This window comes from Halostella sp. PRR32, assembly GCF_034808085.1.
GTDB lineage: Archaea > Halobacteriota > Halobacteria > Halobacteriales > Natronoarchaeaceae > Halostella > Halostella pelagica.
In genome coordinates, this window is record NZ_JAXHGL010000002.1 from 621,819 (window position 1) to 646,336 (window position 24,518).

The window sequence follows — 24,518 nt, forward strand, 5'->3', positions numbered from 1 at the left end:
ATTTACTTCCCGCTGCCCGTCTCGATCGGCGCGTCCACCAGATTACCCCACTCGGTCCACGAGCCGTCGTAGTTGACGGTGTCCTCGTAGCCGAGCAGTTCGTGCAGCGCGAACCAGGCAACGGACGAGCGCTCGCCGATACGGCAGTACGCGACCGTCGTCCCTTCGCCATCGATACCTTCATCGCCGTAGAGCTCCGCCAGTTCGTCGCGCGTCTTGAACGTGCCGTCGTCGTTTGTCACGGCAGCCCACGAGATGTTCTTCGCGCCGGGGATGTGGCCGCCGCGCTGGGCGGTCTCCTGGAGTCCCGGCGGGGCGAGCACTTCACCGCTGTACTCCTCGGGCGAGCGAACGTCGACGAGCGGAACGCCGCGGTCGATGGCCTTCTCGACGTCGTCGCGGTAAGCGCGAATGGACTCGCGCGGACCGGAGGCGTTGTACTCCACGGCGGAGAAGTCCGGCTCCTCGTCGGATAGCGGGTAGTCGTTGTCTACCCAGTACTCGCGGCCGCCGTCGAGCAGGCGGACGTCGTCGTGGCCGTAGTACTGGAACTGCCAGTAGGCGTAGGCGGCGAACCAGTTGGAGTTGTCGCCGTACAGGACGACAGTCGAGTCCTCGCTGATGCCGTGACCGCCCAGCAGGTCCTCGAAGTCCTCCTTCTCGAGAATGTCGCGCTGGGTCTGGTCCTGGAGTTGCGTCTCCCAGTTGAAGCCGATAGCGCCGGGGGCGTGGCCCTCTTCGTACGCCTCCGTGTCGACGTCGACCTCTACGAGTCGGTACTCCGGATCGTCGCTCTGGAACTCGTCCAGGTGCTCTTCGACCCAGTCGGCCGAGACGAGCACGTCGTTTGCGTAGTCGCTTTCGCTCATACAGTACATTGTACTCGCGCCACTCTTATAGAAACTACACATACGGCAGGTACCGCCTCGCCGCCGCCGTCGAGGTAGGTGTTGCCGGTACTCTCAGCGACGGCAGGGAACGGCCGCGGGACTGTCGAAGCGAGTCTCCGCTGAATGGAACCTTACGTCCGGAGACACGAAAACGCGGTGCGGGTATCCCGGCTAATCTTGCAGGTAACTCCGAGATGGCAAAGGAACAACAGTTCACGACGGACGTTACGATTGACGGCTGTAAAGCGTCGAACAGCGAAACCAGATATCGACTGACGAAATTATATGTCGATAGAAGCTTCGGAAGAGGTTGAAATCTCTCTGACCGGAAGTTCCGCATCATCCCAACTTTGATCGTGCAAATCCAAACGACTTAGAAATATATTCAAGGACACATAAACAAGCCAAGCCAATGAACTTAGGGAATAAACTTCGAATAGGAATAGTAGTTCTTTGTATCGTGCTACTCATACCGGTATTATCTTCTGCTCTAACGTATGAGGGGCTACATTCCGGAAACGAGGAGCTCCGGAATACGACGAACAACGTGACATTCGTCACTACCCAAGGAGGTTCATCAGATATCTATGAGCATGCTGGGGTACTCACGGCGGTACATACAGAGTCGGGAGAAGCCATCTGGACACACGATGAATACCGCCGATACATGGATGTTCAGCCACTAGACCAGGACCGGCTCCTCTTCGTTGCCGGCGAACGGGAATCTGGCGACAGTTTTCAGCGTGTAGCCGTTGTTATCAACTGGCGGACTGGAGAGGAGCTAACGAAGTTCGATGTTCCATCGGATACACATGATATTGACCATATGGGGGGAAGTGAATACGTAATCGCAGACAAAGCTACTCCAGAGCCCGCTAAGCACCGTGGCGGTCGGATCTATATCTACAACGAATCGACCGATGAAGTCGAATGGGAATACGTGTTCGCCGAACACTTTCCGTCGTATCCCGAAGCCGGTGGACAAGCAACTGGATACACCCATCTGAACGACGTCGATATCGTCGACAACGGGAGCGCATTCCTCGTAAGCCCCCGAAACTTCGATCGTGTGATGTTGATAAATCGGTCGACGAAGGAGACCGAGTGGACGCTCGGCGAGGAAAATAACTATGATATTCTTCACGAGCAGCACAACCCTAGCTTGATATCGCAAGATCCAGTGACTCTCCTTGTCGCAGATAGTGAGAACAACCGTGTCGTAGAATACGAACGGCAAAGTGACGGGTCCTGGAAGCTTATCTGGTCGTTTTCAGAGGGATTACACTGGCCTCGCGACGCGGATCGCCTCCCGAACGGGAACACGCTAATCGTAGATACTGCTAACGACCGCGTCATCGAGGTAACACCAGACCGGGAAGTGGTGTGGGAGTTTACGATCGAACGGAGTCCGTACGATGCTGACCGCTTGGAGTATGGAGAAGAGCCAGAGGGCCCACCTATGGTCGAGTTCAGTGATCAGTTCGACTCGCCACATGATGACAGAGGGGCCTCTACCGCCAGAGCCGTCAAAGAAAAGTTCATCGACAGCCACAACAGACTCTACTCACTTGTCGGTGCATGGGTGCTACCACTCTGGGCCGGTAGTACAGATTTCGCATTCCTCCTCGGCGTCACCGGCCTTCTGTCGGTCTGGGCAGGTGTCGAAGTCGGAATGCGGACGCCGATCGAGAGACTGTTCGAGCACATCAATGTAGATCGTCTGGGTACTGCAGCAGCCGCAATGGGCATACTGGCAGTTTTGAGCGCTACTGGATTACTCTGGATCAGTTTATCGCAGAGTAGTTTCACGGGAATATATGTCGGTACAGCCGTACTCTTGCTGAATATCGGGTATTCGAGCGTAGCCGAGGCGGAGAACTGGCCTCACACACGATCCGCAAGGCGGGTTGATGCAGTATTCAGGGTCGGGTCGTTACTGGTGAGTTTCGTCCTCGGTGGTTTGTTCGTGTTTTTACAGTTATCGAACGCGGGCGGATCACTCGTACTGTATTCCGCATTAGCCCTTGGAATGATATTTACAGCCCTACAGAACGTGTTAGTGGTGGACCTGTAGCCGCTGGCAGGGATCTCACAGGCTAAATCTGGCTTGAAGTCGTTTTGATTCGGTACCGTCGGTTCCTGATACTGTTGGCTGTACTCCCGTGAAGAATATCGGACACCGGAGGTCCGAGTCTCGTTCCGAAGGTACAGCGGACAGTATGAGTTGCCAGGTACTTCCAACGCTTCCTGACGAGGAACGCCAGTTCGACCGGGTACCGGTGGTTCTTATCGCTGTCCGCGTGTCCCAGCGTGAGAGTCTGCCTCTTTCCACGGCGAACGCGAACTGTCGGTTTTGACCCTTCCGGTCTATATAAAACTGTAGCGCCCTCACCTCGACGCATGACCGACGACATCGTCGTTTCGCGCGAGTGGCTCGCGGACCACCTCGACGAGGTGGCCATCGTGGACGTGCGCGACGCCTGGGAGTACGACGGGATCGGACACGTCCCCGGGGCCGTGAGCATCCCGTTCGACACGTTCCGCAGCCAGTCGGACGGGGACGAGGGCATGCTCCCCGGCGAGGCGACGTTCGCCGACCTCATGAGCGAAGCCGGTATCGAGTCCGGTGACACTATCGTCGCCTACGACGACACACACGGCGTGTTCGCGGCGCGCTTTCTCGTCACGGCGGAGATATACGGTCACGACGACGTCCGCCTGCTCGACGGCGATTACAGCGCCTGGAACCTGGAGTACGAGACGACATCGGACGTGCCGGACGTGGAGCCGACCGACTACGAGGTGACCCGGCCCGAGGAGACCATCCTGATCGACCAGGCCGCCGTGGAGGCCGCCATCGACACCGACGCCGTCCTCGTCGACACGCGCGACGACTGGGAGTACGAAGAGGGGCATATCCCCGGAGCCGTCAACCTCGACTGGAAGGACCTCGTCGACGAAGAGACGCGGGGGCTCAAGCCGCGAGAGGAACTGGAGGAGACACTGGCGTCGCACGGCATCACGCCCGACCGTCGAGTTATCCTCTACTGCAACACCGCGCGGCGGATCAGTCACACGTACGTCGTCCTCCGGTATCTCGGCTACGAAACCGTCGCGTTCTACGAGGGGAGCCTCACCGAGTGGAACGAGGCGGACGGGCCGCTAGAGACTGGGACGTGACGGACAGAACAGTCCAGATCCACCAGTCTGTTAGACTGGACTAGTCAAAACAGTGCGGTCAGGTTCAGTACAGTCAGGCTCAGTGCGGTCAGAGACAGTCCGGTCAGAACGGAGGAACAGACAGCGAAGTCGCAGTGATCAGTAGACCGCGTCTCTGATCGCTTCGTCCAGGTCCTCGAACTCAGACAGGTACTCGCGCCGCTCGGACCGGAGGTCGCGGACCTTCCGTTCGTACTCGTCGACGTGGTCGGGCACGGCGAACGACCCGATATCCATGTCCGGCACCGAGCGGGGTATCGTCAGTCCCGTCGCTTCGTCGTCCGTCCACTCGACGGTGCCGCGGGCTATCTCGCGCAGGATCGTCACCGAGTCGTCGACGCCGATGTCTTTCGCCCCCGCGCCGATGTGGCCGGTGTTCAGCACGAAACAGTCCACGTCGAGGTCGTCGATGAGGGCGCGGAACCGGTTCCCCTCCGCGCCCTTCGAGCCGATTATGAAGGGATTCGTGCCGACGACGCGGATCGACTCGCCGGCGCTCGACGGGTCGCCGGCGCTGGTCTGGATGGATTCGCCGAGCATGAACGCCGCGGCGGACTCCGCGGGCGAGAGCTTCGCGACCGGCGGCATGAGCGGATTGCGCGTGATGAAAAACACCTGGTCGACGGTTTCGAGGTCGATGTCGTCGGCCGCCGAGGAGAGGTGGTCGCGGAGTATGCTCGCCCGCCCGTTGGACGTGTGAACGTCGCTCTCGAAGTCGACGGTCCCATCGTCCGCCACCGCGACGTTTTCGAGCACCGCGGAGTCGTGGGTCACGGCGTCGTGCAGCGCGGGCTGTTCGTCGGGGTCAAGTCCGATAGTTTTCACGTACAGGCCCTCGCCCTCGCTGCCGGCGACGCTGCCGTTCGGAAGCAGCGCGCAGACGTCGTCCTGGAGCATCGTCGCCGACTCGGGCTCGTCGAGCCAGAGCCCGTGAGCGGTGAGCGTCGATTTCCCGGTCGCCGAGAGGCCGAGAAACAGCTGACCGACGGTTTCGAGGTCGTCGGTCTCGGTGCGGAGCTCGACCCGCTTGCTGCCGGCGTGAAGGCCGAGGCCGCCGTTTTGCTTGGCATAGAACATGAACAGTCGGAGGAACGACTTCTTGGCCTCGCCGGTGTAGTCGCTGCCGAGTACGGCGGTGACGCCGGCGTCTGGAAGGACGCGGATCGCGGTCTCGTCCCACTCGGGAACCTGCACCGTGAGGAAGTCCGGGTCGGTGACGGTGTCGCCCGCCGCGGGTTCGAGCAGCTTTGCGAGCGAAAGCGCGATGCGGCCGTACTCCTTCGGCACGTAGTACCGGCAGACGTAGCTGTGTTCGGGATGGCGGCCCACCTGTCGGTCGAGACAGATCATCTCGTGCTCGCGAGCGTACTCCAGCGCGTCATCAACGTGCCCGTAGTCACGCGCGGTGAACTCGTCGTCGACGGCAGTTCTGGTTCTGTCCGCGCAGCGCGAGCGGTGTTCGCTGACGTACGACGGAGACCCGAAGGTGGTCGTTGTTTCCAGTTCCCGTGAGAACTCTCGGAGTCGTTCGAGCGATGGGTTATAGACGACGTTTGCGGCCTCGGCCGGATCGGGAAGTGCCGTCTCCGGCGGGGAAGCTGTTGTCATGATGGCTGGCGTATAGGTGATTTACGATGACCACGGCTATAATAATACGCTTCCGAATCGCCCGCGGTAGCGGCCGCCCCGTCTGCAGAATTCGGTGAACTCCGTGCAGTCCTGAGTGCCGGCCTGTACCATGATAAGTGCGTGAAGCAGGGTCAGGTCACGGCGATGGCGGACCGCCCGCCTCCCGCCGCAGTCACTCGTGGACGCCCATGGCCTCGATCTGTTCCTGATACCGGTTCCGGATGGTCACTTCGGTCACCTGCGCGACGTCGGCGACCTCCCGCTGGGTCTGTTTGTCGTTGCAAAGCAGCGACCCCGCGTAGATCGCAGCGGCGGCGAAACCCGTCGGCGACTTCCCCGACAACAGCCCCATCTCGGTCGTTTTGTCGATGATCTCGTTGGCTTTCGACTGGACTTCCTCGGAGAGTTCGAGGTCGGAACAGAAGCGCGGTACGTACTGTTTCGGGTCGACCGGTTCCATTTCGAGTCCGAGTTCCTGCGAGACGTACCGATACGTACGGCCGATCTCCTTGCGTTCGACGCGCGAGACCGCCGCGACCTCTTCTAGCGACCGCGGGATCCCCTCCATGCGGCAGGCCGCGTACAGCGTCGCGGTGGCGACGCCCTCGATGGAGCGGCCGCGGATGAGGTCCTCGTCCAGCGCCCGTCGGTAGATGACCGACGCGACTTCGCGGACCGAGCGCGGAACGCCGAGCGCGGAGGCCATCCGGTCGGTCTCCGAGAGCGCGAACTGGAGGTTGCGTTCACCCGCGTCTTTGGTCCGGATGCGGTTTTGCCACTTGCGCAGGCGGTTCATCTGACTGCGTTTCTTCGAGGAGAGTGAGCGTCCGTAGGCGTCTTTGTCCTTCCAGTCGATAGTCGTCGTCAGTCCCTTGTCGTGCATCGTCTGCGTCGTCGGCGCGCCGACGCGGGACTTGCTCTGTCGCTCCTGGTGATTGAACGCCCGCCATTCCGGGCCGCGGTCGATAGTCTGCTCCTCGACGATGAGTCCGCACTCCTCGCAGCTACGTTCGTTCCCGTCCCCGCTCGTGACGAGCGTCTCCGACTCGCATTCGGGGCAGTGTTTGACGCCCTCAGTGGATTCTGTGGCCTCCGTTTCGTCTTCCGACTGTTCATCCCGTTCTCGCTGCCGAGTGGGGCGTACCATTGGACGAATACATAAACTTCCCCGAGACGCTTAAACGCTGGGAGCGGATCGGTGAACACGGACGGGGGTGAGCGGGCCGTCGTGACCGTCGCTGACAGTTTTCACACTGTTACCGTCGGGTGTCGCCAACCAGTGTCCCGACGTGCCGAACTACAGGTCGGAGACCGGTTGCCGGCAGGAGAAGTTCGCGAACGTCCGACCGGGAGACACCTGATTCACCGTCACCGACTGCACCCGAAACCCTGCCGCTTCGAGCAGTTCCCGCGCTTCGTCCTCGGAGACGTGGTACTCCACGGTGGTTTCCCCCCATTTCTCCACCTCGACCGGTCCGTCGCCGATTTTGAACCCGATGCGCGCAACCCCTGCGGGGCGAAGTACGCGCGAAAACTCGTTCAGAGCGACTGCCATCTCTTCGTCGGGCACGAAAAAGACCGAGGCCGGACACCACACGCCGTCGAACCGGTCGGCGTCGAACGCGAGATCGCGGATGTCCATTCGAAGGTACTCCCCCGGTCGGTGCGTGCGAGCGTAGTCGATCATCCCGTCCGCGATATCGACGCCGATCGGATCGAGGCCACGGGTGTGGAAGTACTCGCAGTCGCGGCCGGGGCCGCATCCGGCGTCGAGGACGGCCGGTCCGGGGAGAGCGTCGACGAACGATTCGAGGAGGGCGTGAAACTCCTCGGGGAGAGCGTCGAGTTTCGTGCGGGAATCGAACTCGTCCGCGTGTCGGCCGTAGAGTTCCGCTGGAGGTTCCGGCATTTAAACGACCGTTAGGCAAACAGCGAAATGAGCGTTCGGGTCCGGCCGGGTCGCACGGGCAGGCCAGTGTCGTTTCCCGCCGGGTCTGCCGTCCCCTTCGTCGCGGACGACTCGGTCTGCGCTCCCTGGTGGTCAGCGGCGAGACCGAACGACCCCGCACTCGCGTCCAACTGGGCCTACCGACCGGGCTCTCATACTGTCGGCTGTACCTTCGGAACGATACTCGGGCCTCCGGGGGGTCAGATATTCTCTAAGGGAGTACAGCCGACAGTATCAGCACCTGCGTGGACACTGGGCTATCGGCGTTCGAGACACTCCCGCAGCATTATTTCCAGCACAATTGTAGGAAATAATATGTAAATAATCTATAAACCAACCCTACTAGCAAGTAGCATCTCTATTACAACAACGGAAGGAGTTGGGAATCTAATTACTGTACATTTACATGAATTCGCCAACAGATCAGTTCGGGGAGCGGCTTACGGAGACGACGCTTTTCGTGCTCACCGTTTTAGCGTTCGGACTCCTCCTCCATCTGCTCCCCCCGCCAGTCGTAGACATCTGCTTGCTGATCGGCGTTCTCGGCTTCCTTTACCACGTGTTTCTAACGTATTACGAGGACCGTGCTACGGGGCTCCCGTGGCCGGTTTCTCAGGTTCCGGTTTGGTGCGTTTTCGCTTTCCCCCTTGGCGGGACCATCTCCGCGTACGTGTTCGCTATGAACAGAAGTATCACCCAGACGGTGGTGTTCAGCGCTTTGCTCGTCGTCTTCTTCTACTTCTGGTTTATCCTTCCGGCGGCGTGGTTTCAGAAAACGCACGGTGGCCCGGCGAACGAGGACCGAGAGCCTCCTGACTCGACTCTCTCGGTACTCGTGCCGGCGTACAACGAAGAGGGATACGTCGGTCGGTGCGTGGAATCGCTACTGGATTCTCGCTATCCCGGGCCCACAGAGATCATCGTGATCGACGACGGGAGTACGGACGGCACCTATGACGAGGCCATCGCACACGCAACCGGTGACGTTACCGTCATCCAACAACCGAACGAAGGGAAATACTCGGCACTGAACACGGGACTCGAACGATCGACCGGCGACGTGATCGTTACCGTCGATGCCGATTCGGTCGTCGACGAGGACGCGCTCGTCCAGATCGTAAGAGACCTAGAGGCGGACCCGAACATCGGGGCCGTCGCGGGGGCAGTGAAACTGCTCCGCGTCCAGTCGCGTATCGAGAAACTGCAGGCGCTCGAATACGCACTCGGGATCAACACCTTTCGACGAGCGTTCGCGGCGTTAGGGTTCGTAAACGTCGTTCCGGGCTGTCTCGGCTGTTTCCGGCGAGCCGCCCTCGAAGAAGTCGACGGATACGACGGGGACACGATGACGGAGGATTTCGACGTCACGATCAAACTCCTCAAAGCGGGATGGAACGTCGAGGCCAGTGACTCGCTCGCCTTCACCGAAGCGCCCAGAACGTGGACCGGCCTCTACAGTCAACGGCTCCGGTGGAGCCGGGGGAATATCGAGACGCTGGTCAAACACAGCGATCTGCTTCGCAGTAGGGAGGTGAACAACTTCACCGGCCTGCTGTTTCCCTATCAGATCGTTTCGCTCGTCGCGATGCCGTTTGCGACGGTCGTCATCCTCTGGACCATCGGCAGCCGACTCGCGGCGGGGAACATAGCGTACGTCGTCGCGATACTGATGACGTTTACGCTCCTCCAGTTGATCGCGAGCCTCTTCGCGCTCGCGTTAGACGAAAACGACCTCTGGTTGAGCCTGTACGCGCCGGTCGTCGTGGTCGTGTACAAACACTTCATCGACGCTGTAACGCTCAAGTCGCTGTTCGATATCGTGAGACGGTCAGACAGAGCGTGGTCGCAAACCCGCCATCGCGAAACGGGGGTCAGCGGAGACCCCAGCGCCGTACAGAAAACCGAATCGCCGACAGTAGAGACCGATAATGACTGAACGCTCTCGGCGAGCGTTTCTCGGGACGCTCGGGACGACAGTGTGCGGGACGTTGCTCGCGCGTGAGGGGTTCAAACGGCTTCGCTCCGCGGGCGAGTCCGGTCCGCAGGACGCTGACCCGCCAGCGGTTCCTCCCGACTCGCTCCGCGTGCGCTCCTCTAGCCGTTCTATCGCTGCTCGACGCGGTACGTTACACGCTGGACTGAATTCGGCGGAGTCGTGGGAGCCCGTCGCGGGGAGCCTGTCACCCGAACGGGACTCTCCGAGGGAGGGGTCCGAGCCGATGCGTCTCGCTTCGAACTCGGCCGGGAAACGTCTCGGTTCGGACTCGGCCGGGGCGATCGAATACACGTTCGACACTCCGTTCGATTTTACCGAGTCTGGCCTCTCCTTCTGGGCGAAGTTCCTCGGTCGGCCGACAGCACCGCTCCGGATACGGTTGTTCGCCCCGGACGAACGGAATCAGTTGCTCGCAACCCGATATACGGCTAACTCGATGTCGAACGCCTGGTTCGGTATCGATGTCGGTCCGACTACCGAGGTCGGGTCGCCGGACCCGGCGAACGTCTCTCGGATACAGATCGAAGTTGACGCCCGGGACCGGCCCCTTCTCCTCGACAGGTTCGAGACCAAGCCCGCGGCGAGGACCGGACGCGTGATGCTGATCTTCGACGATAACCGGGCAAGCGTCGCGAGCGCGTACGAGGAGATGCACCGGCGAGGGCTCACCGGCGCGATCGCCGTGATCCCCGATCTAGTGGGCGACCGCGGCCATCTATCCGCCGATCAGCTTGCGACGTACCACGCTGACGGCTGGGACCTCGTTTCCCACCCGCAACTGGACAAACCGTTGCCTGCGTATTCGGAGGCGACTCAGAGACGGGAGATCATCCGCACGAAACGGTGGCTCGTTAGCCACGGGTACGAGGCGGGCGCGGATCATTTCGTCGCCCCGTTCGGAAAGATCGGCCCGAAGACGCTCGAACTGCTCGAGGAGTTCCATCACACGAACTATCTGACGACTAACGGATTGAACGACACGCCGCCGACGGATCCCCTCACGATCGACCGGGTCGCCATCGACGACGTACAGAACGCGAAACGGCAGATCGAATTGGCGGCCACGTACGATAGGCTCGCCGTCCTCTCGGCGCACACGGTCGGGAACGCGGACGATCGCTGGGTCTCCCGAGACGGGTTTATCGACGTACTCGACCACATCGAACGGTCAGCCGTCGAGGTCGTCACTCCCACGAGTTACTGGGAGACTGCCGCCGCAGTTTCCGGGTCCGACTGATGCACTGATAGTCACTTCCCGCCGCGCTCGGCCGAGAGTTGAAGCTCCCCGTCCGCCGACGCGAGCGTGTAGGCCTGATCGGTCGCCTCGACCGCGTCTATGAGCAGATCGCCTAGCTCCGGGTCGTCCTCGAGGTCGATCGATTCGAGGATCGTTTCGAGCTGGTCGTACACGTCGGCGATCTGTACCGCTTCGTTCTCCCGCAGGGCCGTCCGTGTCCGGCTGAGCGATCCGTTGACCATAGCTGACGATCAGTCCAGATAGTGTTAGTTATGGACTCTTTACTCCCGACAAAGAGGGCGGTCGCTCGGCCGACGCCGGGGTGACGCGTGTACTCCGGGCAGTTCTCAGGCGAGTCTAATCGTCGGTCGCATAGACACCGGAGAGACCGCTGTCTGCGGTTTCTGTGGGGGCTGTCACGGTTTTGTAAAACATGATGAGCATGGCTACGATGAGAGCACCGCCCCAGAGGAATCCAGTGGGGAGAAGGAATGTGAGCCCGAATCCCTCTCCGAGCCAGACGATTCCCGGAGTGCCCCACTGCCCGGCGATGAACAGGGCGGTGACGGCAGTCCGAAGCGTGCCCGTCACGTCGAGCGCGGGCACGGCAAACCCCATCACGATAGCCAGGATCGAAAGCACGCCCAGATGTGCGTGGCCGCCGATCATCCACCCGGGGACGACGCCGCTGCTGGATAGCAGGATGAACTGATACAGTCCGACTGCCATCATCACTGCCAATCCGAGGAATCCCGATCCCTTGAGTGCTCTCGTCATTGGTATACTATCCAATAACTATATTTGAATGAAATGTTTTGGGATCGGGGCACTGCTCACCGGCACCGTTCCTTGTAACGACGAAAGATACCACTACGTCCTGGCAGGAAGACTACGACTGTCGCTCTGGACTAGGACGGGTAAGGGTCACTCGGCCACGAACTCCCGGGTCAACGCGGCGACGTCCGACCTGAACGCCCGGAGTTCGTCGTCGGAGGTCCCGGCGGAGAGTTCTCGGTGTTTTTCGCGGACGATATCCTCCAGCACCCGGTCGTAGAGCGAGTCGACGGTGACTGGCTTCCCATCGGCTTCGAGACCGTTCGCGATCCGCTCGAAGCGACGGTCAGTCGCCGCCTCGCTGGCCAGTTTCTCGGCAGTGAAACCGGCCGATGGCGACCCGTCCGACGGTTCAAGGTTCGGATCGGGTTTGTGGGCACGCAAACGGGTCTTGTTACGCAGTACGACGCCGGCCGCAGTCCCGTCGTACCAGCGCGAATCAGGTATCGCGTACGTCTCGGGATCGAAATCGACCGCTCGAACCTCCTTCCGGAACGCGTTCACCGGCGTGAGCCCGAGTCGGTCGAACACCTTCTCGGTCGTGTCGGGTGGGAGAAACGCTTCCTCGGTCCCCGACCAGATATCGTGACCCACGAACGAGGGGAGCCGATTCCAGTCGTAGTCGACGGCGCGCTTGTACGTCGACACGCCGAAAAACACCACGTCCTCGACGGAGTCGACGGCGGTCCGGAGCGCCGCCCGGTCGAGGCGCTCGCGGACGTGTCGGACCGTGTGCTCGTCGGGTGCAGGGATCGTGTCCCGGTCGAAAACATCGGTACGGTCGCCGAACTCGACGGTGCCGGATTCGGAGAGCCGGAACCGAAACTGGCCCCCGTCGATCCGTTCCTGTATCCATAGATGTCCGCCGTCGAACAGTTCGGTCGGAGCGTCGTCGACGCGGGGGACGGGAGGACACGCTTTCATCGCGTACCGGGTACCACTTGACCCGAGTACTTGCTTGCTTCGGCGGGCGAAACGACGAGCGAAGCGAGTTGCCGTGGTTCCAGTCCAGTTACGCCATCGCGGCCGACGTTCCGGCGGCCTCTAACAGTTCCTTGTAGCGGTTCCGGATGGTGACTTCGCTGACGTTTGCGACCTCGCCGACCGCCGACTGAGTGACCTTCTCGTTGACCAGCAGTGACGCGGCGTAGACGGCGGCGGCTGCGAGACCGACGGGCGATTTCCCGCTGTGAATGCCGCTGTTGCGGGCGTCGTCGAGCAGGCGTCGCGCCTGTCGCTCGACTTCCTCCGAGAGGTCGAGGTCGCTGGCGAACCGCGGGACGTACTTCTCGGGGTCCGCAGGCTGGACTTCGAGGCCGAGTTCGCGCACCACGTAGCGGTACGTCCGGGTGAGTTCCATCTTCTCCACGCGGGAGACGGTGGCGATCTCGTCGAGGCTCCGGGGCGTTCCGGCCTGGCGAGCGGCGGTGTACAGCGACGCAGTCGCCACGCCTTCGATGGAGCGACCCGGTAGGAGATTCTCTTCGAGCGCGCGTCGGTAGATGACGCTCGCGGTCTCACGGACGCTTTTCGGGAGGCCGAGCGCCGACGCCATCCGATCTATCTCCCCGAGCGCCTGCTTCAGATTCCGGTCCTGGGAGTCACGGGTTCGGAACCGCTCGTTCCAGGTGCGCAGACGCTGCATCTTCTTGCGCTGGCGCGAACTGAGCGAGTTGCCGTACGCGTCCTTGTTCTGCCAGCCGATGTTGGTCGAGAGCCCCTCGTCGTGCATCATCTTCGTCGTCGGCGCGCCGACGCGGGACTTCTCGTCGCGGTCGCTGGAGTTGAACGCACGCCACTCCGGACCGTGGTCTATCTCGTCTTCCTCGACCACGAGGCCGCAGTCTTCGCAGACGGACTCGCCCTGCGCGGAGTCCTGTCTGACCGACCCAGAACACTCCGGGCATACGTCTGCGTTCTCGTTTTCGTCCGCTTGTTCGATCTCTGTCTCGCCAGTGGTCGTACGGATGTTAGAGTCACTCATGATTGTGGGGGTGGAAACGACAACACGGGGGTAGGAACCAAGAAACCCGGATCGTTCTTCCTATCGGGAAAGACGAACGGCAGATATATAAGCCTTCCCCCTACCTTTATAAGTAAGCTTCTCCCTGCTTATGTATATGACGGTCTTTGATCGGACATCAGTCATGACCGTTTCGGGGAGTGTCGGGAGAAAACAGCTACGTGGGGCGGAGCCAAAATCGGCTGCGAGTAACTCCCCGGGAAAAGTCACGAACAGGGACAATCGGGGCGAGAAGCCGAACTGACGGTCAGATCCGACGGCGAAGGAGAAAAACGGAACCCAGCACGGCGAGAACGCGCTCGCGCCGAGCAGCGCACCGGTCCCGGCCAGAAAACTCCGGCGACTACTGTCGAGGTCGTCGAGCGAGCCTTTGACGTTTGCGACGATTTCGTTCGAGGCGTATGGTCCCCATCAGTTCTCTGTCACATTGTGATCCGCGTCGGAATCCCCTCCGATGCGTTACTACCAACCAGTGGCAGCCGTATACCGGTATTTTCCAGATGATGTTGCCGACGGCAGTTCCCACCCAACTTCGACCCGCGCCCCGTCGGAACGCGAACAGAGACGTTCAGACGGTAAACAGATGGCCCTCCGTCGGCACGTCGAAGAGGCCGATACGCGCACCGGCATCGAGCCAGGCGTGCCCGTACGAGAACGCGGCAAGCGCGTTGACCCGGTCGCCGTCGTCGCGGAAGTGTCTGCCGTCGTCGAGATACGACTCGGCCATCTCCAGGCACTCGGCGGCCGCCTCGCTCATCGCCGTGCCGTCCGGCGGAGCGATCTCTGCCTCCCCGAGAGCTTCCGCCAGCAGGTCGTGATACCGGTTCGTCTTTTCCTCTAAGTCCGCCGCCATAATGGAGCGAGAGGTTCGGGGAGGGTAAGCGCTTCGACCCTCCGTTCAGCGTCCCTGTGAGCCGTCTCGCGCCGCCGAGGTGGCGGAAACGCGTGGTGACAACACAAGCTAAATACGCCACGGAGGCCAAGTATTTCGCATGAGTGACCGGCCCCACGTGGAGATATACACCAAGGAGAACTGCTCTTACTGCGAGAAAGCGAAAGACCTCTTCGACGAGAAAGGAGTCGAGTACGAGGAGTACAACGTGACGGGCGATGAAGAGATGTTCGACGAGATGGTCGAACGCGCTGACGGACGCCAAACCGCACCCGAGGTGTTCATCGACGACGAACTGATCGGCGGGTGGGACGACACCAGCGCCCTCGACGAGACGGGCGAACTGGACGAGAAACTCGGGATCGCATCGGACGGTGACGACACGGACGGACCGGAGGAACACCGGAAACTGGTCATCGCCGGGACCGGCATCGCGGGACTGACGGCGGCCATCTACGCGGCGCGCTCGAACAACGACCCGCTCGTCATCGAGGGCGACGAACCGGGCGGACAGCTAACGCTGACGACCGACGTCGAGAACTACCCCGGCTTCCCGGAGGGGATCAGCGGCCCGGACCTCATCAACAACATGAAAGAGCAGGCCGAGAAGTTCGGGGCCGACACGATAAACGGCGTCATCGCCGAGGTCGACGACTCCTCTCGACCGTACCGCGTCGAGATGACGAACGGCGACGTGTACACGGCGGACGCGTTCATCGCCGCAAGCGGCGCGAGCGCCCGTACGCTCGGCGTCCCCGGCGAGGACGAACTGATGGGCTACGGCGTTTCGACCTGCGCCACGTGTGACGGCGCGTTCTTCCGCGACGAGGAGATGCTAGTCATCGGCGGCGGCGACGCCGCGATGGAGGAGGCCGACTTCCTCACGAAGTTCGCCTCGAAGGTGTACATCGCGCACCGACGCGAGGAGTTCCGCGCGGAGGACTACTGGGTCGACCGCGTACAGGAGAAAGTCGACGAGGGCGAGATAGAGATCCTGAAAAACACCGAACTGACGGAGATCCACGGCTCGGCCGAGGAGGGCGTCGACCACGCGACCCTTGTCAAACACCCCGAGGGTCACCCCACGGAGAAACTCGACGACCCCGACGCCGAGGAGTTCGAGATGGATGTCGGGGCGGTGTTTCTCGCCATCGGCCACACGCCCAACACGGCCTATCTGGAGGACACGGCCGTCGAGATGGACGACGCCGGCTACCTCCAGACCGAGGGCGGCAAGGGCGGCGGCCAGACGAAGACGGGCGTCCCCGGTATCTTCGGCGCGGGCGACGTGGTCGACTATCACTACCAGCAGGCCGTCACCGCCGCCGGAATGGGCTGTAAGGCGGCGCTCGACGCCGACGACTACCTGGAAACGCTCACCCAGGCCGAAACGGGCGCGAGCGCGGACGGAGCGGTCGAAGCGGACGACTGAACGGTTGAGGCACCGTGCCGAGACCGCAGTCTCGGCTTCGTCTTGAGGCGGACGACTGATCCAAAGACGGATTAGTCGGTCACCCGAACGTCAGGCCATGACGGACACTATTACGATCACGGTAGAGTCTTCGGACGACGGCACCGACGAGATCACGCTCCCCGAGAACCTCATCGAGATGCTCTCGGAGGGCGAGGAAGACGCTGCGACAGTCGTCAGCGATATCGCCATGTTCGGGTGCGCACAGCGGATCCACGGGGCTATCCACCACAGTCAGGGCGAACCGAGCCAGGAGATCCAGGACGTCGAATCGGAGACGATGGAACTGTTCGAGGAGCGCTTCGGCGCGACGTTCGAAGAACTGACCGGTCACGACCACTAAACGGGTTCTGACGCCCGCTTTCGACTGCATCAAGTGGACGGCTGCTCCGCCGGCACCCACCGTAGGAGGACGCCGCCGTCCAACCGTTCGACATCCGCTAGCGACAGCGCCGGAAAGTCGTCGACGAACCCGTCGCCGTCCGCGAGCGTCGGTGCGTCGCGGCCGCCGATGATCTTCGGCCCGACGAACACCGTCAGTTCGTCGACGAGACCGGCGTCGAACAGCGAGAAGATGACCTCACCGCCCCCCTCGACCATGATCCGGTCGACGCCGCGGTCCGCGAGCGCCTCGAACGCGGCCGCGAGGTCGACTCGCTCGTTTCCCGCCGCGAGTATCTCAGATCCGGCGTCGCGGAGGGCGTCGACCCGGTTCTCGGGGGCCGCGTCGCTCACGAGGACGTAGGTCGTCGCCGCGTCGTCGAGGATTCGGGCGTCGGTCGGCGTCCGCGCCCGCGAGTCGGCGACCACGCGCGAAGGATGCTCGGAGTTCCCCCGAGCGACGCGCTCGTCGACCCGCTCCGCGTCGTCGAGCGTCAGGTGCGGATCGTCCGCGAGAACGGTGCCGACGCCGACGAGAACGGCGTCGCTCTCGGCGCGGAGGCGGTCGACGCGGTCGAAGTCGTCCGGTCCGCTGATGGCGACCTGTTCGCGGCCGCGATGCGAGAGTTTCCCGTCGGCGCTCATCGCGGCGTTGACGACGACGTGCATGAGCGGTAGTTCATCCGCGTACAGAAAGCCGCTTTCGGTCCCTGTCCCCGTTCCCACAGTGCTTCGCCGCCGTTTCGCGCGAACCATTTTTACCCCGTCCGGTCGAATAGCCGGTGATGAGCTTAGACGATCATGCCGAGGAACTCGCCTCCAACCTCGGTGTCGACAAAGAGGAGGTCAAAGCGGACTTAGAGAACCTGGTGTCGTACAGCGTTCCGATGGACGAGGCGAAACAGAGCCTCCGCCGGAAGTACGGCGACGGTGGCGGCGGCAGCGACGGCCCGAGCGAGGTCAGCGTCGCCGACATCGAAACCGACGACGGCAACGTCACGGTGACGGGCACCGTCCTCACCCGGGGCAAGCGCTCGATCCGGTACCAGGGCGAGGAAAACGTCATCTACGAGGGCCGCATCGCGGACCAGACGGGCGTCATCGACTACACCGCCTGGGCCGAGGTCGACTTCTCGCCCGGCGACACCGTCACGCTCGGCAACGCCGGCGTCCGCGAGTGGGAGGGCGAACCGGAACTGAACATCAACGAAAGCACCACCGTAGCACGCGCCGACGAGACCCTCGACGTGGCCTACGAGATCGGCGGCGACGCCGACCTGATCGACGTGCTGGTCGGCGACCGCGGCGTCAACGTCGAGGCCAGAGTGGTCGAGGTCGAGTCCCGGACTATCGACGGCCGCGACGGCGAGACGGATATCCTGTCGGGCGTGCTCGGCGACGAGACAGCGCGTCTCCCTTTCACTGACTGGGACCCCCATCCCGAGGTCGAGGAAGGCGCGGATCTCCGGATCGAGAACGCGTACGTCCGGGAGTACCGCGGCGTGCCATCAGTCAACGTCTCGGAGTTCTCGACGGTCGAAGCACTCGCCCGGGACGTGGACGTCAGCGCCGCTGCGCCGCGGATGGACGTCGGCGACGCGATAGAGAGCGGTGGCGTGTACGACGTCGAACTCGTCGGGAACGTCATCGCCGTCCGCGACGGGTCGGGCCTCATCCAGCGGTGTCCGGAGTGCGGCCGCGTCATCCAGAAGGGCCAGTGTCGCACCCACGGCGACGTCGACGGCGAGGACGACCTGCGAGTGAAGGCCATCCTCGACGACGGGACGGGGTCCGTCACAGCCGTACTCGACGAGGAACTCACTGAGACGGTGTACGGCGGGGACATCGAGGACGCCCGCGAGCAGGCCCGCGAGGCGATGGACCAGGAGGTCGTCGCGGACACCATCCGCGAAAACGTCGTGGGCCGGGAGTACCGCGTCCGCGGACACCTCTCGGTCGACGAGTACGGCGCGAACCTCGACGCCTCCGAGTTCGAGCGGAGCGCGGACGTGCCAGCGGACCGCGCCGCTGAACTGATCAGGGAGGTGGTCGCATGAGCGAACGTCGTGAGCGAATGCGATTACGCCGGAGTGTCACTCCGGAGGTGGTCGCATGAGCGAATCCGACGACGGCGGGCCGGGCACGCGCGAGGTCGCGTACCGCCTGTTCGCCGCGGAGTACGACGACGCCGACCTGGAGTTCTCCGAGAGCGACGAGGAGCGAGCCCCGAACTACGTGGTGACGCCGACGGGCGCTCGCGTCAACCGCCTGTTCGCGGTGGGCGTCCTGACTGAGATAGAGCAGGTCAACGAGGATGTGCTCCGCGCCCGAGTCGTCGACCCGACGGGCGCGTTCGTCGTGTACGCCGGGCAGTACCAGCCCGACGAGATGGCCGCGTTAGAGCGGATGGACCCCCCTGCCTTTGTCGCGGTGACAGGTAAGGCGAACGCGTTCCAGCCGGACGATTCGGACAGGGTGTTCACCTCGATCCGGCCGGAGAGCATCAACCGCGTCGACGACGAGACGCGGGACCGCTGGGCGGTCGCCACCGCCGAGCGGACGCTCGAACGCCTGGGGACGTTCGCGGACGCGCTGGACCTCGACGAGACGGGCGACGACCTGGAGGACGCCCTGCTTGCCCGCGGCGTCGACCCCGCGCTGGCCCAGGGCATCCCCATCGCGCTCGACCACTACGGAACCACCCGCGAGTACCTCGCCGAGCTATGGGACGTCGCCGTCGACGCGACGCGCGTCGTTGCGGGCGAGATAGACGCCGACGAGGTCGGACCGCTCTCGCTCGCGCCGGGCGAGGGTGGCGACGAGGCTACGGTCGAGTTCACCGTCTCGCAGGTCAATGACGAAGCGGTTGAGCCGGCCGAAACGGCTGATGAGAGCGAAGAGCCGACAGACGAAGCGCCCGCCGAACCGGCTAGTGAGGGAGAGTCAGCGGAATCCGCCGGTGAGGAAGAACCGGCGGAGCCGACTGACGAGGAGGAACCGGCCGCCGCGGAATCCGGCGTCGACGGCGGGACGGTCGCCGACGCGGAGACCGCCCGCGACGCCGAGACGACGGTCGAGGACTCCGAGGACGCCAGCGAGGCGCTGGGAGACTGGGACGACACCGGTGACGTCGAACCCGGACAGGAGACCGTCACCGACGAGGAGTTCGAACCCGAAGCCGACGAGGTCGAAGAGCTCGGAACCGGCGGTGCCGGCGACGAGATGTACGAGTTCGACGAGGAGGAACGCGAACAGATCGAGGAGGAGTACGGGACCGACTTCTCGACGGGAACCGAAGTAGGGGAACCGGGCGAGGCCGACATCGACGTGGGAAGCGAGGCACAACCCGCCTCGGACGAGACGAACGGAGACGCCGAGGAGCCACGAGATAGTGAGCCAGGCGAGCAGGCCGACGCGCTGGAGGGGACCAGCGACGAACTCCCTGACGACGATCTCGCGGAGGCCGCGGCTGAGGCCGGTGGCGGCGAAGCGGCCGAAGTCGAGGACGAAGCGACCGAAGGCGAAGATGAAGCGGCCGACTCCGGCGGCGAAGTCGACGTTGACGAAGACGCTGAACTCGGCGAGACCGTCATGGACGTGATGGAGCAACTCGACGAGGGCGACGGCGCGCCGCGGGAAGAGATCGTCGCGGGCGTCGTCGACGGGACGGGGGCCGACCCCGCCGACGTGGAGGACGCCATCGAGGACGCGCTCATGGGCGGGCAGTGTTACGAGTCCGGCGACGACACGCTCAAGCCCATCTGATGGCGCTGGTCGAACCGGTTCCGGACGCGCCCGCCGCCGTCGCGGACCTCGGCGACGAGCGCGCGCTGGTGGTCGCCGACTACCACGCCGGTATCGAGGACGGTCTCCGGTACGAGAAAGGCGTCGACGTGGATAGCCGCGCCGAGGAGCGCCGGGACCGACTGCGGTCGCTGGTAGTCGAGACGGACCCCGACAGGATCGTCTTTCTCGGCGACCTGATGCACTCCATCGGAGACCCGGGCGGGGCCGAGCGCGGCGAAGTGGAGGTGTTGATCGAGTCGCTCCCCGGTGACCTGCCCGTGACGCTCGTCAAGGGGAACCACGACGGCGACGTGGAGTCGTGGGTCCGCGACGTGTCCGTGACGCCCGGTCACGGCGTTCGCCTCGGACGCGTGGGGTTCGCCCACGGACACACCTGGCCGTCGGCGGACGTGCTCTCGGCGGACGTCGTCTGCGTCGGGCACGAACACCCGTGCGTTCGCCTCGAAGACGAGGTCGGCGGGACCCGGGTCGAGCAGGTCTGGCTCCGCGGGCCGCTAAAGCGGGAGGCGTTCGCCGACAGTCACTCGGACCTCGACTGGAACGACCCCGAACTGGTCGTTTTTCCCGCGTTTAACGGGCTCTCTGGTGGGACCTGGGTGAACGTGTCCGGTCAGCAGTTCCTCTCCCCGTTTCTGCCGGCCGGCCTCGGAGACGGGCAGGCGTATCTCCTCGACGGGACGCGCCTCGGAGCGTACCGAACCGTGTGAGCGGTGGGCTGTCGTCTTACTACTGCCGTCTCTCACGCGTCTGACCTTCTGAAAGGACGCCGAACCCCGCTACATACTGCGAATACCAGACCTTAGATCAATGTCTGACGCTCCACCAAATCATTTTGGTGAAGCCTTTACCCCCATTACCATTGTAGAGACATATGCCTTCGTAGGGGGGGCAGAAGGGGAATACAATGTACGATCTTACCGGATTCCAGCGAGATCTGCTGTACGTGATCGCTGGGGAAGACGACCCACACGGATTGGCAATCAAAGACGAATTAGAAGCCTATTACGAGACCGAAATTCATCACGGGCGACTGTACCCGAATCTGGACACGCTGGTGGATAAGGGCCTCGTTGACAAGGGCGAACTCGACCGGCGAACGAACTACTACGCGCTGACGCAGCGAGGCGAACGGGAGATAGAGGCCCGCCGCGAGTGGGAAGAGCAGTATCTGGACGAGCAGGAGGAACTGGAAGTCGGCAGAATGGCCGAAGCGGAGTGACCGCGGGAAACGCGACGGGCACACTACCTTTCTTATTCGCGTCAGAAAGTGAGAAGCGGCGGCTGTCTCCAGTGGACGATGCCCTTAATCCGGTCGAACCGCTAGCTGGGGTAGATGAGCGATAGTCGGGCCGCGCCCGATTCTGCGGCTTTCACCCGCCTCAGCGACGAGGTTCGGGGCGCCCTTTCAGAACGAGGATTTCACACGCCGACGGAACCTCAGAAGCGTGCGATCCCGCCGCTGGCAGCGGGCAACGACACGCTGGTCGTCGCGCCCACCGGCACTGGCAAGACCGAGACGGCCATGCTTCCGGTGTTCGACGCGATCTCGCGGGCTGACCCGCGGTTCGGCATCTCCGCGCTGTACGTGACGCCGCTGCGGGCGCTGAACCGGGACATGCGCGAACGCCTGGACTGGTGGGGCGAGGAGTTAGGCATCGAGATCGACGTCAGGCACGGCGACACGTCGGACTACCAGCGGGGAAAGCAAGCGGACGACCCGCCGGACGTGCTCGTGACGACGCCGGAGACGCTGCAGGCGATGTTCACCGGGTCGAAGCTCCGGAAAGCGCTAGCTGACGTCGAACACGTCGTGATCGACGAGGTCCACGAACTCGCCGCGTCGAAACGGGGAGCGCAGTTGACCATCGGGATGGAACGCCTCCGCAATCTGGCCGGTCCGTTCCAGCGGATCGGCCTCTCCGCGACGGTCGGCGACCCGGCCGAAGTAGGCCGCTTTCTCACCGGCGGTCGCGGCTGTGCGATCCGGACGGTCGACGTCGGCAGCAAGGTCAGCGTCACGGTCCGAGAACCGACAGTCACGGAGGAAGACGAGGCCCTCGCCGGGGAGCTACTGACCGACGAGGAGATAGCGAGTCACGTCCGGGCGATCCGCGACATCGTCGCGGAGAAGGAGTCGACGCTTATCTTCGTCAACACGCGCCAGACGGCGGAGGCGCTCGGATCGCGGTTCAAGGAACTCGACCTGCCTATCGGCGTCCATCACGGGTCGCTGTCGAAAGACGCCCGCATCGACGTGGAAGACCGGTTCAAGGACGGTCGGCTCGACGCCCTCCTCTGTACCTCGTCGATGGAGCTGGGCATCGACGTAGGTCACATCGACCACGTGGTACAGTACGGCAGCCCCCGACAGGTCACGCGCCTGCTACAGCGCGTCGGCCGGGCCGGCCACCGGATGGACCAGCTATCCGAGGGCACCATCGTCACGACGCATCCGGACGACACCGTCGAGGCGATGGCCATCGCCCGTCGAGCGAAAGCGGGGGAGGTCGAGGCGACGGCCATCCACGACGGCAGTTTAGACACCGTCGCGAACCAGATACCGGGAATGGTGATGGCCAGCGAGGACGGCGTGAGCGCGATGGAGGCTTACGAGACGGTGACGAGCGCCTACCCGTTCCGCGATCTCACGGAGTCGGAGTTCAAGGCGGTGCTTCGCGAGTTGAAGGGCAACCGCATCGTCTGGGTCGACGAGGAGACGGACCGGGTCGAGTCCTCAGGAAGCACCTGGCAGTACGTGTACGCCAACCTCTCGATGATCCCGGACGAGGAAACCTACACCGTCGAAGACGTGGCCAGCGGCCGCCAGATCGGCACGCTCGACGAGCGGTTCGTCGTCAACTTCGCCGAACCGGGCGAGGTGTTCATCCAGCGCGGCGAGATGTGGCGGATCACCGAGATAGACGACGAGGAGAGCGAGGTGACCGTCAGCCCCATCGAGGACCCCGCCGGTGAGGTGCCGTCGTGGGTCGGCCAGGAGATACCCGTTCCGCGCGGCGTGGCGAGCGAAGTCGGCGAGATGCGCGCCGTGGCGGAACCACAGTTCCGGGCGGGAGCTGACGCCGACGGCGTGGCTCGCGAGTTCGCGAGCCGGTATCCGACGGACGAGCGAACCGCGGCGAGCGCGCTCGAACGGATCGAAACGCACGTCGAGGCGGACGCGCCGATGCCGACCGACGACCGCATCGTCGTCGAACACCAGGGCCGAACCGTCGTCGTCAACGCCGCGTTCGGACACAAGGTCAACGAGACGCTCGGTCGCGTACTCTCGTCGCTCGTCGGCCAGCGGACGGGGTCGTCTGTCGGCCTCGAAGTCGACCCGTACCGCATCGAACTCGACGTTCCGGGCGGCGTGACGGGACCGGACATCGTCGAGGTGATAGAGGAGACGGAGCCGGACCACGTGGCCACGATCATCGAGTTGAGCCTCAAGCGCTCGGACACGCTGAAGTTCAAGCTGTCGCAGGTGGCCGCGAAGTTCGGTACGCTGAAGCGCTGGCAGGGCTCGGGCGGGATCTCCGGCAACCGCCTGATCGCCGCACTCGAAGACACGCCCGTCTACGACGAGGCGGTCCGCGAGGTGTTCCACGAGGAACTAGATGTCGACGGTGCCGGCGAGGTGCTCGAATCGGTCCGGACCGGCGACGTGGATGTCGTCTCGGTCGGCGGCCGAACCGCCGTCGGCACCGGCGGCCGGTCCAGCGGCCGGGAGCTTCTCTCCCCGGAAAACGCGGACGCGAGCGTCATCGACACCGTCCGTGAGCGCATTCAGGACGACCGCGTCATCCTGTTTTGCCTGCACTGTCAGGACTGGGAGCGACGGAAGCCGGTTCGCCGGGTCCGCGACCAGCCGAAGTGTCCCGAGTGCGGGTCGACCCGCATCGCCGCGCTGAACCCCTGGGCGGACGAGGTTGTGAAAGCGATTCGCGCCCCGGAGAAAGACGAGGAACAGGAGAAACAGACCGAGCGCGCCTACCGCGCCGGGAGTCTCGTCCAGGCCCACGGGAAGCGAGCCGTGGTCGCGCTTGCGGCGCGGGGAGTCGGCCCCCACAACGCCGCCCGGATCATCAACAAACTCCGCGACGACGAGGACGCGTTCTACCGCGACATCCTCTCTCAAGAGCGACAGTACGCCCGGACGCAGTCGTTCTGGGACTGAGCGAGAGCCGACAC

General features: G+C 63.3%; 22 protein-coding genes. 11 read left to right on the plus strand and 11 right to left on the minus strand.

Annotated elements, in window-relative coordinates:
* Positions 1-2: 2 nt before the first annotated feature.
* Positions 3-869, minus strand: coding sequence for a sulfurtransferase (locus tag SM753_RS08345; protein WP_323191241.1), 867 nt, complete (start codon positions 867-869; stop codon positions 3-5).
* A gap of 433 nt (positions 870-1,302) precedes the next feature.
* On the opposite strand from SM753_RS08345, the gene SM753_RS08350 reads away from it, so the two are divergent.
* Together SM753_RS08350 and SM753_RS08355 are read left to right on the plus strand one after the other, a co-directional pair.
* Complete coding sequence (locus SM753_RS08350; RefSeq protein ID WP_323191242.1) at positions 1,303-2,964, plus strand: aryl-sulfate sulfotransferase; 1,662 nt, start codon at positions 1,303-1,305, stop codon at positions 2,962-2,964.
* Between the two features lie 326 nt (positions 2,965-3,290).
* Complete coding sequence (locus tag SM753_RS08355; RefSeq protein ID WP_323191243.1) at positions 3,291-4,070, plus strand: sulfurtransferase; 780 nt, start codon at positions 3,291-3,293, stop codon at positions 4,068-4,070.
* A gap of 138 nt (positions 4,071-4,208) precedes the next feature.
* Here SM753_RS08355 and SM753_RS08360 read toward each other — a convergent pair whose 3' ends face one another.
* From SM753_RS08360 to SM753_RS08375, 4 genes are all read right to left on the minus strand, one after another.
* Positions 4,209-5,717, minus strand: coding sequence for a phosphoenolpyruvate carboxykinase (ATP) (locus tag SM753_RS08360; protein WP_323191244.1), 1,509 nt, complete (start codon positions 5,715-5,717; stop codon positions 4,209-4,211).
* 193 nt (positions 5,718-5,910) lie between these two features.
* Positions 5,911-6,885 carry a transcription initiation factor IIB gene (locus tag SM753_RS08365; protein ID WP_138798482.1) on the minus strand — a complete coding sequence of 325 codons (975 nt, stop codon included), beginning with the start codon at positions 6,883-6,885 and terminating at the stop codon, positions 5,911-5,913.
* Positions 6,886-7,035: 150 nt separating this feature from the next.
* A complete protein-coding gene (locus SM753_RS08370) occupies positions 7,036-7,647 on the minus strand; it encodes a class I SAM-dependent methyltransferase (RefSeq protein WP_323191245.1) in 612 nt (203 codons plus the stop codon).
* Between the two features lie 11 nt (positions 7,648-7,658).
* Complete coding sequence (locus SM753_RS08375; protein ID WP_323191246.1) at positions 7,659-7,817, minus strand: hypothetical protein; 159 nt, start codon at positions 7,815-7,817, stop codon at positions 7,659-7,661.
* Between the two features lie 275 nt (positions 7,818-8,092).
* Here SM753_RS08375 and SM753_RS08380 point away from each other — a divergent pair, with 275 nt between their 5' ends.
* Complete coding sequence (locus SM753_RS08380) at positions 8,093-9,622, plus strand: glycosyltransferase family 2 protein (RefSeq protein WP_323191247.1); 1,530 nt, start codon at positions 8,093-8,095, stop codon at positions 9,620-9,622.
* The gene (locus tag SM753_RS08385; RefSeq protein ID WP_323191248.1) at positions 9,615-10,919 is read left to right on the plus strand and encodes a polysaccharide deacetylase family protein; all 1,305 of its coding nucleotides are present in this window, start codon (positions 9,615-9,617) and stop codon (positions 10,917-10,919) included. Before SM753_RS08380 ends, SM753_RS08385 begins: the two co-directional genes overlap by 8 nt.
* 11 nt (positions 10,920-10,930) lie before the next feature.
* Here SM753_RS08385 and SM753_RS08390 read toward each other — a convergent pair whose 3' ends face one another.
* The 5 genes from SM753_RS08390 to SM753_RS08410 all read right to left on the minus strand — a co-directional run bounded on the left by SM753_RS08390 (position 10,931) and on the right by SM753_RS08410 (position 14,629).
* Positions 10,931-11,161, minus strand: coding sequence for a hypothetical protein (locus SM753_RS08390; RefSeq protein WP_135535111.1), 231 nt, complete (start codon positions 11,159-11,161; stop codon positions 10,931-10,933).
* A gap of 115 nt (positions 11,162-11,276) precedes the next feature.
* The gene (locus SM753_RS08395; RefSeq protein ID WP_323191249.1) at positions 11,277-11,696 is read right to left on the minus strand and encodes a hypothetical protein; all 420 of its coding nucleotides are present in this window, start codon (positions 11,694-11,696) and stop codon (positions 11,277-11,279) included.
* 147 nt (positions 11,697-11,843) lie between these two features.
* A complete protein-coding gene (locus tag SM753_RS08400; RefSeq protein ID WP_323191250.1) occupies positions 11,844-12,677 on the minus strand; it encodes a hypothetical protein in 834 nt (277 codons plus the stop codon).
* A gap of 88 nt (positions 12,678-12,765) precedes the next feature.
* Positions 12,766-13,737: a transcription initiation factor IIB family protein gene (locus tag SM753_RS08405; RefSeq protein ID WP_135535113.1), complete on the minus strand. Its 972-nt coding sequence runs from the start codon at positions 13,735-13,737 to the stop codon at positions 12,766-12,768.
* Between the two features lie 607 nt (positions 13,738-14,344).
* Entirely contained in the window at positions 14,345-14,629 is a 285-nt protein-coding gene (locus tag SM753_RS08410; RefSeq protein ID WP_323191251.1) for a DUF357 domain-containing protein, read from the minus strand.
* A 139-nt stretch (positions 14,630-14,768) separates the two neighbouring features.
* On the opposite strand from SM753_RS08410, the gene SM753_RS08415 reads away from it, so the two are divergent.
* Both SM753_RS08415 and SM753_RS08420 read left to right on the plus strand, forming a co-directional pair.
* Entirely contained in the window at positions 14,769-16,100 is a 1,332-nt protein-coding gene (locus SM753_RS08415; RefSeq protein ID WP_369335338.1) for an FAD-dependent oxidoreductase, read from the plus strand.
* 97 nt (positions 16,101-16,197) lie between these two features.
* Positions 16,198-16,482, plus strand: coding sequence for a hypothetical protein (locus tag SM753_RS08420; RefSeq protein ID WP_135535119.1), 285 nt, complete (start codon positions 16,198-16,200; stop codon positions 16,480-16,482).
* 29 nt (positions 16,483-16,511) lie between these two features.
* On the opposite strand, the gene SM753_RS08425 is transcribed toward SM753_RS08420, so the two are convergent.
* Entirely contained in the window at positions 16,512-17,189 is a 678-nt protein-coding gene (locus SM753_RS08425) for a 2,5-diamino-6-(ribosylamino)-4(3H)-pyrimidinone 5'-phosphate reductase (protein ID WP_323191460.1), read from the minus strand.
* 116 nt (positions 17,190-17,305) lie between these two features.
* On the opposite strand from SM753_RS08425, the gene SM753_RS08430 reads away from it, so the two are divergent.
* From SM753_RS08430 to SM753_RS08450, 5 genes are all read left to right on the plus strand, one after another.
* A complete protein-coding gene (locus SM753_RS08430) occupies positions 17,306-18,577 on the plus strand; it encodes a Single-stranded DNA binding protein (protein WP_323191252.1) in 1,272 nt (423 codons plus the stop codon).
* Between the two features lie 55 nt (positions 18,578-18,632).
* The gene (locus SM753_RS08435; protein WP_323191253.1) at positions 18,633-20,285 is read left to right on the plus strand and encodes a hypothetical protein; all 1,653 of its coding nucleotides are present in this window, start codon (positions 18,633-18,635) and stop codon (positions 20,283-20,285) included.
* Entirely contained in the window at positions 20,285-21,034 is a 750-nt protein-coding gene (locus SM753_RS08440) for a metallophosphoesterase (RefSeq protein ID WP_323191254.1), read from the plus strand. Before SM753_RS08435 ends, SM753_RS08440 begins: the two co-directional genes overlap by 1 nt.
* 197 nt (positions 21,035-21,231) lie before the next feature.
* On the plus strand, positions 21,232-21,546 hold the full coding sequence (locus tag SM753_RS08445; protein ID WP_135535123.1) for a PadR family transcriptional regulator: 315 nt from the start codon (positions 21,232-21,234) through the stop codon (positions 21,544-21,546).
* A 114-nt stretch (positions 21,547-21,660) separates the two neighbouring features.
* Entirely contained in the window at positions 21,661-24,504 is a 2,844-nt protein-coding gene (locus SM753_RS08450; RefSeq protein WP_323191255.1) for a DEAD/DEAH box helicase, read from the plus strand.
* Positions 24,505-24,518 lie beyond the last annotated feature (14 nt).

Coding starts and splice junctions, on each gene's coding strand:
- SM753_RS08345 (WP_323191241.1), bottom strand. CDS start 869: ATGAGCGAAAGCGACTACGCAAACGACGTGCTCGTCTCGGCCGACTGG.
- SM753_RS08350 (WP_323191242.1), top strand. CDS start 1,303: ATGAACTTAGGGAATAAACTTCGAATAGGAATAGTAGTTCTTTGTATC.
- SM753_RS08355 (WP_323191243.1), top strand. CDS start 3,291: ATGACCGACGACATCGTCGTTTCGCGCGAGTGGCTCGCGGACCACCTC.
- SM753_RS08360 (WP_323191244.1), bottom strand. CDS start 5,717: ATGACAACAGCTTCCCCGCCGGAGACGGCACTTCCCGATCCGGCCGAG.
- SM753_RS08365 (WP_138798482.1), bottom strand. CDS start 6,885: ATGGTACGCCCCACTCGGCAGCGAGAACGGGATGAACAGTCGGAAGAC.
- SM753_RS08370 (WP_323191245.1), bottom strand. CDS start 7,647: ATGCCGGAACCTCCAGCGGAACTCTACGGCCGACACGCGGACGAGTTC.
- SM753_RS08380 (WP_323191247.1), top strand. CDS start 8,093: ATGAATTCGCCAACAGATCAGTTCGGGGAGCGGCTTACGGAGACGACG.
- SM753_RS08385 (WP_323191248.1), top strand. CDS start 9,615: ATGACTGAACGCTCTCGGCGAGCGTTTCTCGGGACGCTCGGGACGACA.
- SM753_RS08390 (WP_135535111.1), bottom strand. CDS start 11,161: ATGGTCAACGGATCGCTCAGCCGGACACGGACGGCCCTGCGGGAGAAC.
- SM753_RS08395 (WP_323191249.1), bottom strand. CDS start 11,696: ATGACGAGAGCACTCAAGGGATCGGGATTCCTCGGATTGGCAGTGATG.
- SM753_RS08400 (WP_323191250.1), bottom strand. CDS start 12,677: ATGAAAGCGTGTCCTCCCGTCCCCCGCGTCGACGACGCTCCGACCGAA.
- SM753_RS08405 (WP_135535113.1), bottom strand. CDS start 13,737: ATGAGTGACTCTAACATCCGTACGACCACTGGCGAGACAGAGATCGAA.
- SM753_RS08410 (WP_323191251.1), bottom strand. CDS start 14,629: ATGGCGGCGGACTTAGAGGAAAAGACGAACCGGTATCACGACCTGCTG.
- SM753_RS08415 (WP_369335338.1), top strand. CDS start 14,769: ATGAGTGACCGGCCCCACGTGGAGATATACACCAAGGAGAACTGCTCT.
- SM753_RS08420 (WP_135535119.1), top strand. CDS start 16,198: ATGACGGACACTATTACGATCACGGTAGAGTCTTCGGACGACGGCACC.
- SM753_RS08425 (WP_323191460.1), bottom strand. CDS start 17,189: ATGCACGTCGTCGTCAACGCCGCGATGAGCGCCGACGGGAAACTCTCG.
- SM753_RS08430 (WP_323191252.1), top strand. CDS start 17,306: ATGAGCTTAGACGATCATGCCGAGGAACTCGCCTCCAACCTCGGTGTC.
- SM753_RS08435 (WP_323191253.1), top strand. CDS start 18,633: ATGAGCGAATCCGACGACGGCGGGCCGGGCACGCGCGAGGTCGCGTAC.
- SM753_RS08440 (WP_323191254.1), top strand. CDS start 20,285: ATGGCGCTGGTCGAACCGGTTCCGGACGCGCCCGCCGCCGTCGCGGAC.
- SM753_RS08445 (WP_135535123.1), top strand. CDS start 21,232: ATGTACGATCTTACCGGATTCCAGCGAGATCTGCTGTACGTGATCGCT.
- SM753_RS08450 (WP_323191255.1), top strand. CDS start 21,661: ATGAGCGATAGTCGGGCCGCGCCCGATTCTGCGGCTTTCACCCGCCTC.